Raw genomic sequence first — 13,169 nt, forward strand, 5'->3', positions numbered from 1 at the left:
CCATCAGCTTCCCATCCGGCTTTCGAGCCGGGCGACCATATCCGCCGGCACTTCCGGCTGGGTGAGCGTCTCGCGGATGCGGCTTTTGGCATCGGCCGGCATCGTATCGCTTTCGTCGACATAGGCGATCAGCCGGGCGCGGCGGGTCTCGTCGAGCGCGATCATCTCTCCGCTGTCGGCGGCAGGCTGGGCGGCGGGCGAGGCGGGCGGCTGGCCGCCCGCGAAGGCGCCCTCGGGCGCCGCGGCGGGGGTGGCATCGGTAACCAGCTCGGTGCCGTCATCCAGCAGCGGGCGCACCAGCAGCCCTGCGCCGATCAGCGGCGAGCGCTCGCGCACGACATAGCGGCCCTCCAGCTCGGGCGCGCGGATCAGCACGCTGTTGCCCTGACGGCGCAGCAGCTCGACCTGCACCTCTTCCAGCCGGTTGCCCTCACCCAGCGCCAGCAGGGTGCCGTCGGCGGCGATGGCCGGCGCGGGCAGGCGGGCGATGTTGGTTTGCTCGGGCTCGGCGATCTCGACGGTGACGAAATCGCCGGGGCGCAGGCCATGTGCGGCCTCGATCTCGGCATAGATGAGCCGGCCCGACTGGCCCTCGCCGCCCGCACTCTCGCGGGTGATGCGGCCCTCGGCCGAGAGCGAGAGGCCGGAGACGTCCAGCGTAACCGTCACCGGCGCTTCGATCAGCTCGCCCTGCTCATTGAGAAGGTTGGCATATTGCGCGGCCGAGACGCGGAAGGCCGCCTCCAGCGCCGTCGGGTCGATCAGCTCTGCCACCTGCTCGTTGGCCGAGATGCGCGAGCCCTGGCCCACGGTGACGCTGGCCAGCGTGCCGGTGAAGGGTGCGGCGAATTCGGTGTCGGCCAACGCGCGCTCGGCCTCGTTGACGGTCAGCTGCGTGCGGGCGACGGCGTTTTGCGCGCTGTCCACCCGCGCCTCGGCCTGCGCGAGCGACTCGCGGCGGGTCAGCACAGTGGCCTCGGCGTTTGAGGCGGCAAGCTCCGCCGTTTCAAGATCGGTCTGGGTGACGATGCCCCGGTCGACGAGGCCGCTTTGCCGCTCCAGAGCGGCGCGGCGCAGATCGGCCTGCTCCTGCGCCGAAGTCAGCTCATCCGCGGCCAGCGTCAGCGCCCGCTCGGCGTCGCGCACCTCGGCCTCGGCATCGGCGAGATCGGCGCGGGCACGGGCCAGCGCTGCTTCGGCCTCCACCGGCTCGAGCCGCAGCAGCAGATCGCCCTCCTGCACCTGGCCTCCATCGGCGAAATCCTCGGCCACCCAGGTGATCGTGCCGGCGGCATTGGGGCGCAGCGCCAGCGTGCGGCGCGAGCGGAGTTCGCCGTAGACCTCCAGCACCGGGCGGATCGTCTGCCCCTCGATCTGCACGACATTCGCCGCAACCACGCGTTCGCGTTGGGGAAAGCTGCGCGGCTCGGCATTCATGCGCTCATCGACCGCGCCCCACAGCACCAGCCCCGCCTGCACCAGCAGGACGACGGTGAGTGCCATCAGGAAAATGCCAATGAAGGCACGGGCGACGAATCGCATGTCACATCCTCTTTGCCTGACAAATCAAGCCCATGAACCGTCCGGCTTGTCTACCGCCACGGTCTTCAACGCCAGGTGAGGGACGATCCGTCGCGTAGTGCGACTATTTCTTTCGGCGCAGATGCTCGGAGAGGCGCGGCAGGATCTCGACGAAGTTGCAAGGCATGTGCCGGTAGTCGAGCTGGGCCTTCAGGATGCCGTCCCAGCCGTCCTTGCAGGCGCTGGGCGAGCCGGGCAGGGCGAAGAGATAGGTGCCGTTCGCCACCCCGCCGCAGGCCCGCGACTGCACGCAGGAGGTGCCGATCTTCTCGTAGGAGAGCATGGTGAAGAGCGTGCCGAAGGCGTCGATCTCCTTTTCATAGACGGCGCGATGGGCCTCAACCGTCACGTCGCGGCCGGTCAGCCCGGTGCCGCCGGTGGAGATGATGACATCGACGCTCGGCGAGTGAACCCAGCGCTCCAGCCGCTCGATCAGGCGCTCGCGCTCATCGGGTACCAGCACCCGGTCGGCGAGGTGGTGGCCCGCCTCCTCAACGCGCGCCTGCAGGATGTCGCCCGAACGGTCGTCGTCCAGCGTGCGGGTGTCAGAGACGGTGAGGATCGCGATGTTGAGCGGGATGAAGGCACGCTCTTCGGGGGCTGCCGGGGCTTGGGGGGTGGGGTTGTCGTCGCTCATGGCGTTGTCCTTTGCAGCACGAGCCGCAGTGCGAGTGCGGCGAAGATCGAGGCGGAGATCCAGCGCAGCCAATGCGCGCCGCGCCCCAGCGCCCCCAGCCGGCCGGCCAGAGCCCCGGCGGCAGCGTTGATGACAAAGCCGCCCGCCGCGATGACGGCGCCGAGCGCCAGGAATTGCGGCAGGAGCGGCCCCCGCTCGGGCGAGGTGAATTGCGGCAGGAAGGCAAGGATGAAGAGGATCACCTTGGGGTTCGACAGGTTGGTAACCAGCCCGTCGCGAAAGGCGCGCGAGGGGCGCACGGGCGGCGCATCCGCCGCCTCTGCCGGAGCGCGCAGCATCCGCCAGGCCAGGAACAGCAGATAGGCCGCGCCCAGCCAGCGGATCGCGGTGAAGAGCCCCGGCAGCGCCGCCATCGCGGCGCCGAGGCCCAGCCCCGCCAGGGTGACATGCACCATGGCGCCGAGGGAGACACCGGCCGAGGCCGCCGCCGCCGCACGCGGGCCGGCCCGCAGCCCCTGGGCGATGCACAGCATCATGTCGGCCCCGGGGGTGAGGTTCAGCGCCAGCGCGGCGGGCAGAAAGGCGAGAAGGACAAGCGGGTCGAGCATGTCACAGGTCTGTCCAGTAGAGCCCCGGCCCGAGGTTGCGGCAGAGCGAGGTGCCGATGGTGCCCTCCTGCCCCCAGCAATCATGCACATGCCCGAAGGCCATCAGCCCCGGCTGCATCCGCTCGACCGCTTCGTGCAGGGCGTCTGACCCCACATGACCGCCCGCGCTCGGGCTGTCGGCCACGCCCTTGGGCGGGGCATGGGTGAGAAGGATATCGCAGGTGTCGTAGGGGGCGAGAAGCTGCTCCGCCTCGGCCTCGCTGACATCCCACGAGCCGGCCAGGCCGAGCGGCGGCACGGCGCCGCCGAGGCCCACCACGATGAGGCCGGCACGCTCGATCTCTTCCCCGTGCAGCACCGTCAGAGATGTGGCGGCCCGCAGGTCGTCGAGCGTTTCGGCATTGCCGGGCACCAGCAGCGCCTTGTCGCCAAGCGGCGCCAGCACCTCCATGATCGGGCCGAGCCCGTCTTCGGCATGCGCCAGATCGCCGGCGATGAGCACGAGATCGGCCTTCGGCGCGGCCTCGACGATGGCGCGGGCGGCGGCGAGATCGCCATGCAGATCGGAGGCGGCAAGAACTTTCATGTTGTCTTCTCCAGCTTGGCGGCCAGATCGAGCAGATCGGCCCAGGCGTCCCGCTTGGCGGCGGGGTTTCTCAACAGGTAGGCCGGGTGGAACATCGGCAAGGCCGGCCGCTCCAGCACGCGAGACCACTGGCCGCGCAGCCGGGTGATGCCGGCGCGGCCCATCAGCGCCTGGCAGGGCGTGTTGCCCATCAGGATCAGCAGCTCCGGGTCAGCCAGCGCGATGTGCCGCTCAAGGAACGGCAGGTGCATGGCGATCTCCGCCGGCTGCGGCGTGCGGTTGGCGGGCGGGCGCCATGGCAGAACGTTGGTGATATAGACGGCGCTCTCAGCCTCTGCGCTGCTACGCGACAGGCGTATGGCGGCGAGCATCCGGTCTAGCAGCTTGCCGGCACGGCCGACGAAGGGCTTGCCCTGCTGGTCTTCCTCGCGGCCCGGCGCCTCGCCCACGATCATCACCCGCGCCGCCGGGTTGCCATCGGCGAAGACGAAGCTGCGGGCGGCGGGCTTGAGCGCGCAATGCTCGAAGGCCTCCATCGCGGCGGCCAGCTCTGGCAGGCTTTGCGCGGCGGCGGCGGCCTTTTGCGCCTCTTCCACGGCATCGACGGGCGCTGCACTCTCAGGCGGGGCATGGGCGATGGCCTCGGCCGCGCGCTCGCCCCGCTCTGCCGGCTTCGGGGCCGCTTCGGGCGCGACTTTCGGGCTGGCGGCAGGCAGGTCGAAGCGGTTGACGGGGGCCTCGCCGATGGCCTCGTCGGCGCCGAGCTCCACCTGCCAGGCCAGCGCGGCGAGCGCGGCATCGTAGCTCAGCGAGTCGGGCGAAATCCTGTCCATCGACGGCAGGTTAACCCGGCGGCGGCGGAGTTGAAATGCGCCCCGCGCGCCCACGCTGCGACATTGAAGACGGCGCCCGCTCTGCTATGAGCGCGGCATGGATCACTTTCTCTATCGCGGCGGCGCGCTCTACGCCGAAGATGTGCCGGTGGCGGAGATTGCCGCCGCTGTCGGCACGCCGGTCTACATCTACTCCGCCGCGACGCTGGAGAGGCACTATCGCCTGTTCGACGAGGCGCTGGGCGAGGGGCCGCATCTGGTGTGCTTCGCCATGAAGGCGCTGGGCAACCTCGCGGTGCTGAAGCTGCTGGGCGACATGGGCGCCGGCGTCGATGTCGTCTCGATCGGCGAGTACCTCAAGGCCAAGGCCGCCGGCATCCCCGGCGAGCGCATCGTCTTCTCCGGCGTCGGCAAGACGCGCGATGAGATGGCGACGGCGCTGGAAGGCGGCATCCGCCAGTTCAACGTCGAAAGCGAGCCAGAGATGCGCGCACTCAGCGAGGTGGCGCATGGCATGGGGCTGCGCGCGCCGGTGACGCTGCGGGTGAACCCCGATGTCGATGCCAGGACCCATGCCAAGATCGCCACGGGCAAGAGCGAGAACAAGTTCGGCATACCCATCGCCAAGGCCCGCGCCGCCTATGCCGAGGCGGCGACGATGCCCGGACTGCAGGTCGTCGGCATCGACGTGCACATCGGCAGCCAGCTCACCGAGCTTGCCCCGTTCGAGGCCGCCTTCGCCAAGGTCGCCGAGCTGACCGAGCAGCTGCGCGCCGATGGCCACGCCATAACGCGTCTCGATCTGGGCGGCGGTCTCGGCATCCCCTACGAGCGGTCCAACTCCGCGCCGCCCCTGCCGGTGGAATACGGGCAGATGGTGCAGCGCACGCTCGGCCATCTCGGCTGCGAGATCGAGATCGAGCCGGGGCGCCTGATCGCGGGCAACGCCGGCATCCTCGTGAGCAAGGTGATCTGGCTGAAAGAGGGCGAGGGCCGCGACTTCCTCATCCTCGATGCGGCGATGAACGATCTCATCCGCCCCGCCATGTACGAAGCCTGGCACGATATCGTGCCGGTGGAAGAGCCGGAGGCAGGCGTCGAGCCGCGCCGGTTCGATATCGTCGGGCCTGTCTGCGAGACGGGCGATACCTTTGCCCGGGCGCGCGACATGGCACCCGTCGGCGAGGGCGATCTGGTCGCCTTCCGCTCGGCCGGCGCTTACGGCGCGGTGATGGCGAGCGAGTACAATGGCCGGCCCCTGGTGCCGGAAGTGCTCGTCAAAGGGGATCAATTCGCGGTTATCCGCCGACGCCCGACCTATGAAGAGATGATTTCGCGCGATAGCCTTCCGACATGGCTTTGAGCGCATAGATTGAAGCCGAAAGACGCGAGAGGCGGACCGCTGACACAGCCCGAGGGCCGCGCGCCCACCCCCTTGCCGGATATTTCCTGGCCCGTGACGCTGACGCGCGCGGGTATGGTTGCCGAGCGCGCGTGCCGGGCCTTCTGGCCGTTCTGGATCGCCGCCGGGCTGGCCCTGGCCGTGCTGGCTACGGGCTGGCTGCAGGGCGCGGCGGTGGAGCTCTACTGGTTCGCCGGCCTCGCCTTTGGCGCCGCGCTTCTCATCACCCTCGCCTTCGGTATCCGCCGCTTCACCTTGCCCAGCCATGCCGAAGCGCTGGCCCGCGTCGACGCCCGCTTGCCGGGCCGGCCCATTGCCACGCTGGCCGATGCGCAGGCCGTCGGCTCGGGCGATGCGGCGTCCGAGGCGGTGTGGCAGGCGCACCAGCGCCGCATGGCCGAGGCCGCCTCGCGCGCCAAGGCGGTGGAGCCCGACCTGCGCCTCGCCAGCCGCGACCGCTACGGGCTGCGATACATCGTGGCGCTGCTGCTCATCACGGCGCTGCTCTTCGGCTCGCTCTTCCGCGTCGCCCTGCCGGGCACCACCGGCCCGGGCACCGGCGCCACACTTGCCTCCGGCCCCGCCTGGGAGGGCTGGGTCGAGCCGCCGGCCTATACCGGGCGCCCCTCGCTCTACCTCGCCGACATTCCACCGGGCGCGCTGAGCGTGCCCGAGGGCTCCACCATCACGCTGCGCCTCTACGGCGACGTCGGCGAGCTGGCGGTGCTGGAGACGGTGTCAGGGCGCATCGGCGATGTGCCCTCCGCCGCCGACGCGCAGCAGAGCTTCACCGTCAAGCAAGACGGCACGTTGCGCATCGAGGGCGCCGAGGGGGCCAATTGGGACGTGCGCGTGCTGGCCGACGACCCGCCAGAAGTGCGGCTCGACGGGCCGCTGCAGGTCGAGGGCACGGGCGAGATGGCCCAGCCCTTCCGCGCGGCCGACGATTACGGCGTGACCGGCGGCTCGGCAACAATTGCGCTCAATGCAGAGGCCGTCGACCGCCACCACGGGCTCGCGGCCGAGCCAGATGCGCGCGAGCCGATCACCGTCGACCTGCCGATGCCGTTCACCGGCAGCCGCGAAGACTTCGCCGAGCGGCTCGTCGACGATTTCTCGCAGCACCCCTGGGCCAACCTGCCCGTAACGCTGACCCTGCAGGTCGAAGATGCCGCCGGCCAGACCGGCGCCACCGAGCCTGTGCAGATGGTCCTGCCCGGTCGCCGCTTCTTCCAGCCCATCGCTCGCGCCGTCGCCGAGCAACGCCGCGACCTGCTGTGGAGCCGCGACAATGGCCGCCGGGTGCTGCAGCTTCTGCGCACCGTCGCCTATGAGCCCGACGGGTTCTTCCCCAACGAGATCAGCTATCTGCGCCTGTCCTTCACGCTCCGCCGCCTGGGCAGCTATCTTGAGGATGGCGGCCCCCTGACCGTCGAAGAGCAGGACGAGGTCGCCGCCGCCCTTTGGGAGCTGGCCGTGCAGCTGGAAGACGGCACCCTCGCCGATGCCCGCCAGCGGCTGGAGCGCGCCCGCGACCGGCTGGCCGAGGCCATGCGCAACGGCGCCAGCGAGGAAGAGATCCAGGAGCTGATGAACGAGCTCCGCCAGGCGACCGACGATTACATGCAGATGCTCGCCCAGAATGCCGAGCCGATGGAAAACGGCGCCGATCAGCCGCAGAGCGCCCAGCAGCAGATGCAGCGGATCACTCAGGACGAGATCGACGCCCTGATGGACCAGATCCAGCAGCTCATGGAAGAGGGCCGCATGGCCGAGGCCGCCGAGCTGATGGAAGAGCTGAACCAGCTCATGGACAACATGCAGATGCAGCAGGCCGAAGGCGGCCAGGGCATGAACACGCCCGGCCAGCAGAGCATGGAAGACCTGTCCGAGACGCTCCGCGAACAGCAGGGCCTCAGCGACGAGAGCTTCCAGGAGCTGCAGGAGCAGTTCGGCCAGCAGGGCCAACAGGGCCAGCAGAGCCAGCCGGGCGAACCCGGCCAGAGCGGGCAGGGCATGAGCCCCGGCGACAACAACAGCCAGCAGAACGGTCAGCAGGGCGAGAACGGTCAGGGCGGCGAGGGCCAGGAGGGCGACCAGCAGCAAGGCGGCGGCCAGTCGCTCGCCGAGCGCCAGCAGGCGCTGCGCGACGAGCTGAACCGCCAGCGGCAGAACATGCCCTATATGGGCGGCGAGCAGGCCGATGCCGCCCGCGGCGCGCTCGACCGCGCCGAAGAGGCGATGGATGGCGCCGAGCAGGCGCTGCGCGAGGGCGATCTGGCCGAGGCCATTGACCGGCAGGCCGAGGCGATGAACGCGCTGCGCGACGGGATGCGCAATCTTGGCGAGGCGCTGGCGCAGAACCAGCAGCAGCAAGAGCCGGGGCAAGGCCAGCAGGAGGGCCAGACCACGGGCCAGGCCGCCCCCCTCCGCCGCGACCCTCTGGGCCGCGAGATGGGCGAGGCCGGCCAGCTCGGCTCTGAAGAGAACCTGCTCGGCAGCCAGACCCTCACGGAACGCGCCGACGAGCTGATGGACGAGATCCGCCGCCGCTCTTCCGAGCGCGAGCGCCCGAAGATCGAGCTCGACTACCTGCGCCGGCTGCTTGAGCGGTTCTGAGCCAGCGGCTCAGTCGGGCGCCAGCATGTAGCCCGCGCCGCGCACCGTTTGCAGATAGCGCGGCTGGCGCGGATCGGCCTCGATCTTGCGGCGCAGGCGCGTGATCTGCACATCGACGGCGCGCTCCTGGGCCTGCCCGCCGGCGCGGCTGAGCTCCTCCACCAGATGCCCGCGTGTCAGCGTCTCTCCCGGGCGGGCGGAGAAGATGCGCATCAGATGGCTCTCGGTCGCCGTCAGCCGCACCGGGCGCTCGCCCTCCCACATCTCGCCGCGCTCGGTATCGTAGCGCACCGGGCCGAGTTGCAGCACCTTGGGCCGCACCGGCGCCGCCTCGGCCGAGGGGGCGCGGCGCAGGATGGCATTGATGCGCAGCAGCAGCTCCTTCGGCTCGAAGGGCTTGCCGAGGTAATCGTCCGCCCCCGCCTCGAGCCCGCTGATGCGGTCGCCCGTCTCCGCCTTGGCGGTGAGCAGCAGGATGGGGGTGGGCAGCTCGGCGCGCAGCGATTTGCACAGGCTGATGCCATCCTCGCCCGGCATCATCACGTCGAGAATGATGAGGTCGAAATCGAGCCCGCTCAGCAGCCGGCGCGCATGGGCCGCCTCGCGTGCGGTGGTCACGAGAAAGCCGTGCCGCATGAGGAATTTCTGCAGCAGCTGGCGGATACGCTCGTCATCGTCGACAAGCAGCAGATGGGCGGCGTCGCTCATGTGCGCGGCCCGCTCAGGCGCTCGTACTGACGGCGCTGGTCTTCATCCATCATCGCCTCCAGCACCTGCCGGAAGCCGGCCACCGCCTCTGGCCCCGCCGTGCGATAGGCGGCGCGCATCCGCTCTCGCTGCGAGTCGGACAGCTCGCGCTCCAGCGCCTGGCCCTCGGAGGTGAGGTACAGATGCCGCTCGCGTTTGTCGCTGCGGCCCACGCGGCTTTCGACCAGCCCGTCCTCGATGAGGCTGCGCAGCACCCGGTTGAGCGATTGCTTGGTCACGCCAAGGGTCGCCAGCAGGTTGTTCACTGTAGTGCCCGGCGAGCGGTGGATGAAATGGATGGCGCGATGATGCGCACGGCCGTAGGATTTCTCGGCAAGGATACGGTCGGGGTCAGCGGTGAAGCCGCGATAGGCGAAGAACATCGCTTCGATGCCCTTGCGCAGCTGATCGTCGGTCAGGAACAGCAGCGATTGCCCGCCAGCGCCCTCGGCCATGACTCCTCCCCCATATTTCACTGATCACAGAATACGTCAGCCTTGTTGACATTCCAAGACGTGACCGATATCCGAGTCGCGGAAAATGCGCAACTTTATGTCCGGTCCGGACCTGGTTGTGAAACAAGTGCAAAGAATGGAGGAGGGCGCCATGTCAGGGGCCTATGACGATCGCGACGGCAAGATCTGGATGGACGGCAAACTTGTCGAATGGCGGGACGCCAACGTCCATATCCTGACCCACGCGCTGCACTACGCCTCCTCGGTGTTCGAGGGCGAGCGCTGCTACAACGGCAAGATCTTCCGCGGCGTGGATCACTCCAAGCGCCTCAAGGCGTCTGCCGAGATGCTCGATTTCGAGATCCCCTATTCGATCGAAGAGATCGAGGCGGCCAAATACGCCATGCTCGAAGCGAATGGCTGGACGGATGCCTATGTGCGCGCCGTCGCCTGGCGTGGCGCCGGCCCCGACATGGGCGTCAGTGCCGCCCGCAACCCGGTGCGCATGGCTGTCGCCGGCTGGGAATGGGGCAATTACTACGGCGATGCCAAGATGAAGGGCGCCAAGCTCGACATCTCGAAATGGAAGCGCCCGAGCCCCGAGACCATCCCCAGCCATGCCAAGGCCGCCGGCCTCTACATGATCTGCACCATGTCGAAGCATGCCGCCGAGGCGAAGGGCTGCTCGGATGCCATGATGTTCGACTATCGCGGGTACGTGGCCGAGGCGACCGGCGCCAACATCTTCTTCGTCAAGGATGGCGAAGTGCATACGCCGCTGCCCGATTGCTTCCTCAACGGCCTGACCCGTCAGACGGTCATCGGCATGCTGAAAGAGCGCGGCATCACCGTGAACGAGCGGCACATCATGCCCGAAGAGCTGGAAGGCTTCGAGCAATGCTGGCTCACCGGCACCGCGGCGGAAGTGACCCCCGTGGGCCAGATCGGCGACTACAATTTCGAGGTCGGTCAGCTCACGCGCGACATCTCGGAAGCCTACGAGACGATGGTGCGCAGCTAAAAGCGTTGGGCGCCCGAGCATTGCCGGGCGCCCGCTCTCTCACTCTTCTTCGACGGCGTCGCCGGAAGAGTTCTTCATGATCTCGATGCCGCGCTCGCAATCGGCTTTGTTCACATAGCCTTCGCCGCTATCGGCGATGATGTTGCCGTTGCCCGACTTGTAGTGCCAGCGCCACTCGCCGCCCTTATCCTTGTAAATCTTGTAGGCCATACGGCACCTCCCGATAATTTCTAATGCGGGCCAAGGCTAACATGGATCTCAGGTCGGTCGAGCCTTTTTGGCCCCGGCCGATCTCGCCTAGGTTCCCACCCCGCCCGTCCGCGAAGCCCGCCGCTCTTTGTCGCGCTGCAGGCCTAGGTGACGCTCGCGCAGGATCACCACGACGCCGGCCAGCATGATCAGCGCCGCGCCGGCCAGCACTGTCAGGGTCGGCACTTCGGAGAAGATCGCGTAGCCGATGATCAGCGCCAGCACCATCGAGGCATAGTCGAACGGCGCGATCAGCGAGGCGTCGGCGTGGCGGTAGGACGAGGTCAGCGCGATCTGCCCGAAGCCGCCCAGCAGGCCGCTCAGGATCAGCAGCGCCGCCGCGCCCGGGCTGGGCAGGCGCCAACCCCAGAAGATGGTCAGAAACGACAGCGCCGAAGCGGTGACAGAGAACCAGAACACGATGGTCGCCGTCCGCTCTATCTGCACCAGCCGGCGCACCTGGATCTGTGCCAGCGCCGCGCAGAAGGCCCCGCCCACGGCAACCGTGGCGCCAAGCCGCTCGGCCCCGCTGATGCCGCCGGCGCCGAGTGACAGGTTCGGTGCCAGCACGATGAGCACGCCGCACATCCCGATTGCGACCGTGGCCAGGCGGAAGACGCCCACCTTCTCGCCCAGCAGCGGTATCGCCAGCACCACCACGAGCAGCGGAGTGGCATAGCCGATGGCCGTCGCCTCGGGCAGCGCCAACAGGCCGAGCGCGGTGAAGTTCAGGCCCATGGCCGAGGTGCCGACAAACCCGCGCCAGACATGGCCCAAGGGCTGCGACGTGCGCACGCCAAGATGGAGCTCGCCTCGCATGGCGAGCCAGCCGATGATCACCGGAATGGCAAAGAAGGATCGGAAGAACACCGCCTCACCGGGCGGCACGTCACCGGAGGTGGCCTTGATGAGAGTCGCCATGCCGGTGAAGAGCGCGACTGAGAGGAGCTTGAGAAGTATGCCGCGCAGCGGTTGCATGGGATGGCCCCTGTGAAGGGCGCCCGCTGGCATGCCGGCACCCCGGGGTCTCGCCCCAGTGGTGGGGCGACCCTAGTGGCGGTGGCGGCGAGGTAAAGCCTGCCTCAGCGTTCGCGGCGGCGATCGACGCGAACGGGCACCGGCTCGGCACGGGGCCCGGTGAGGCCAGCGAGGAAATCGAAGACTTGCGTGAGGATTCGGTCGATCATGGAAGGCCTCCCTTTGACAGCAGCATGACACAAGTGCGCGGCGAGGGTGTTAAGTTCCCGGCGTCACTCGCAGCACAGATCCGTTATTTTCGTCCACCAGCAGCAGAACGCTGCCATCCGGGGCGATTTCGACGTCGCGGATGCGCCCCAGATCCTGCCGGATGCGCTCTTCGCCGGTGACCCGGCCATCCTCGATTCGCAGCCGCACGACGCCGCCGGGCGTGAGCGAGCCGATCAGCAGGTCGCCCTGCCATTCCGCGAAGCTGCCATCGTAAAAGCTCATGCCGGAGGGGGCGATGACCGGGTCCCAGTAATAGACCGGCTCTTCAAAGCCCTCGGCCCGCGGCTCGCCAGAACCGACGGGCGCGCCGTTGTAGTTCACCCCGTAGCTCACCACCGGCCAGCCGTAGTTGGTGCCTGGCTCGATGCGGTTCAGCTCGTCACCGCCCGCCGGCCCGTGCTCGATCGTCCAGAGCTGGCCCGAGGCATCGAGATCGGCGCCCTGCACGTTGCGATGGCCGAGCGTCCAGATTACGCCGAGGGCGTTCTGGGTGCCGGTGTACGGGTTGTCCTGCGGCACGCGGCCGTCATGCGTCAGCCGGATGACCTTGCCGTAGCTGGCCCCCAGCTCCTGCGCGCGCTGCCGGTCTTCGAGCGAGAAATGCTCACCGGTGGTCAGGTACAGATACGGCCCGTCGAAGACGATGCGGCTGCCGTAATGGGCCGCGTTGGACGAGGGGGGAGATTGCATGAAGATCTCCTCGACCTGGCTCACCTCCGTCCGGTCCTCGCTCAGCACCCCGCGCGCGGCGGCTGTGACAGTGCCCGAGGGCACGGCCTTGGCGAAGGTCCAGTAGATGCGCCGGTCGGACGCGAAGTCGGGTCCCACGGCCACGTCGAGCAGGCCGCCCTGGCGGCGGGCGTCCACCGCCGGCAGCCCGCTGATCGGCTCCGACAGGCTGCCATCGGCGCCGAGCACCCGCAGGCGCCCGGGCCGTTCCGTCACCAGCCAGCCGCCCTCGGGCAGGGGCGAGATGCCCCAGGGGTGCGAAAGGCCGGTGGCGAAGGTCTCGACGCTCACCTCGGTGGCAGGCAGCGCCGGGGCGCGGGTCTGGTTCTCGAAGGCGGGGCTGAAATCGGCATTGGCGGAGCCCTGTTCGACCTGCGCGCAGGCAGGCAGCGACAGCGACATTCCGGCGAGCAGGGCGGGGAACAAATGATGCTTCATGGGGATGAAGCTAGGC

General features: G+C 68.8%; 13 protein-coding genes. 3 read left to right on the top strand and 10 right to left on the bottom strand.

Annotated elements, in window-relative coordinates:
* Positions 1 to 3: 3 nt before the first annotated feature.
* The 5 genes from ACXN5S_RS03420 to ACXN5S_RS03440 all read right to left on the bottom strand — a co-directional run bounded on the left by ACXN5S_RS03420 (position 4) and on the right by ACXN5S_RS03440 (position 4,245).
* Positions 4 to 1,542 (bottom strand): efflux RND transporter periplasmic adaptor subunit, encoded by a 1,539-nt coding sequence (locus ACXN5S_RS03420; RefSeq protein ID WP_458603980.1) that lies wholly within the window; start codon positions 1,540 to 1,542, stop codon positions 4 to 6.
* 103 nt (positions 1,543 to 1,645) lie between these two features.
* A complete protein-coding gene (gene moaB / locus ACXN5S_RS03425; protein WP_458603981.1) occupies positions 1,646 to 2,218 on the bottom strand; it encodes a molybdenum cofactor biosynthesis protein B in 573 nt (190 codons plus the stop codon).
* The gene (locus ACXN5S_RS03430) at positions 2,215 to 2,826 is read right to left on the bottom strand and encodes a LysE family translocator (protein WP_458603982.1); all 612 of its coding nucleotides are present in this window, start codon (positions 2,824 to 2,826) and stop codon (positions 2,215 to 2,217) included. Before ACXN5S_RS03430 ends, moaB begins: the two co-directional genes overlap by 4 nt.
* Position 2,827: 1 nt before the next feature.
* The gene (locus ACXN5S_RS03435; RefSeq protein WP_458603983.1) at positions 2,828 to 3,412 is read right to left on the bottom strand and encodes a metallophosphoesterase family protein; all 585 of its coding nucleotides are present in this window, start codon (positions 3,410 to 3,412) and stop codon (positions 2,828 to 2,830) included.
* Entirely contained in the window at positions 3,409 to 4,245 is an 837-nt protein-coding gene (locus tag ACXN5S_RS03440; protein WP_458603984.1) for a uracil-DNA glycosylase, read from the bottom strand. The genes ACXN5S_RS03435 and ACXN5S_RS03440 overlap by 4 nt, the downstream gene beginning before the upstream one ends.
* Positions 4,246 to 4,342: 97 nt before the next feature.
* On the opposite strand from ACXN5S_RS03440, the gene lysA reads away from it, so the two are divergent.
* Positions 4,343 to 5,608, top strand: coding sequence for a diaminopimelate decarboxylase (lysA, locus tag ACXN5S_RS03445; protein ID WP_458603985.1), 1,266 nt, complete (start codon positions 4,343 to 4,345; stop codon positions 5,606 to 5,608).
* A gap of 72 nt (positions 5,609 to 5,680) precedes the next feature.
* Complete coding sequence (locus ACXN5S_RS03450; protein WP_458603986.1) at positions 5,681 to 8,266, top strand: TIGR02302 family protein; 2,586 nt, start codon at positions 5,681 to 5,683, stop codon at positions 8,264 to 8,266.
* Positions 8,267 to 8,275: 9 nt separating this feature from the next.
* Here ACXN5S_RS03450 and ACXN5S_RS03455 read toward each other — a convergent pair whose 3' ends face one another.
* Both ACXN5S_RS03455 and ACXN5S_RS03460 read right to left on the bottom strand, forming a co-directional pair.
* Positions 8,276 to 8,974, bottom strand: coding sequence for a response regulator (locus tag ACXN5S_RS03455; protein WP_458603987.1), 699 nt, complete (start codon positions 8,972 to 8,974; stop codon positions 8,276 to 8,278).
* Positions 8,971 to 9,468 (bottom strand): MarR family winged helix-turn-helix transcriptional regulator, encoded by a 498-nt coding sequence (locus ACXN5S_RS03460; RefSeq protein WP_458603988.1) that lies wholly within the window; start codon positions 9,466 to 9,468, stop codon positions 8,971 to 8,973. Before ACXN5S_RS03460 ends, ACXN5S_RS03455 begins: the two co-directional genes overlap by 4 nt.
* 151 nt (positions 9,469 to 9,619) lie before the next feature.
* Here ACXN5S_RS03460 and ACXN5S_RS03465 point away from each other — a divergent pair, with 151 nt between their 5' ends.
* Entirely contained in the window at positions 9,620 to 10,489 is an 870-nt protein-coding gene (locus tag ACXN5S_RS03465; protein ID WP_458603989.1) for a branched-chain amino acid aminotransferase, read from the top strand.
* A gap of 39 nt (positions 10,490 to 10,528) precedes the next feature.
* On the opposite strand, the gene ACXN5S_RS03470 is transcribed toward ACXN5S_RS03465, so the two are convergent.
* The 3 genes from ACXN5S_RS03470 to ACXN5S_RS03480 all read right to left on the bottom strand — a co-directional run bounded on the left by ACXN5S_RS03470 (position 10,529) and on the right by ACXN5S_RS03480 (position 13,153).
* On the bottom strand, positions 10,529 to 10,699 hold the full coding sequence (locus ACXN5S_RS03470) for a YegP family protein (protein WP_458603990.1): 171 nt from the start codon (positions 10,697 to 10,699) through the stop codon (positions 10,529 to 10,531).
* Between the two features lie 87 nt (positions 10,700 to 10,786).
* Positions 10,787 to 11,716 carry a DMT family transporter gene (locus ACXN5S_RS03475; RefSeq protein ID WP_458603991.1) on the bottom strand — a complete coding sequence of 310 codons (930 nt, stop codon included), beginning with the start codon at positions 11,714 to 11,716 and terminating at the stop codon, positions 10,787 to 10,789.
* A gap of 258 nt (positions 11,717 to 11,974) precedes the next feature.
* Positions 11,975 to 13,153, bottom strand: a complete 1,179-nt coding sequence (locus ACXN5S_RS03480; RefSeq protein ID WP_458603992.1) for a PQQ-dependent sugar dehydrogenase — start codon at positions 13,151 to 13,153, stop codon at positions 11,975 to 11,977.
* Positions 13,154 to 13,169 lie beyond the last annotated feature (16 nt).

This window comes from Pseudoroseicyclus sp. H15, from assembly GCF_054353345.1.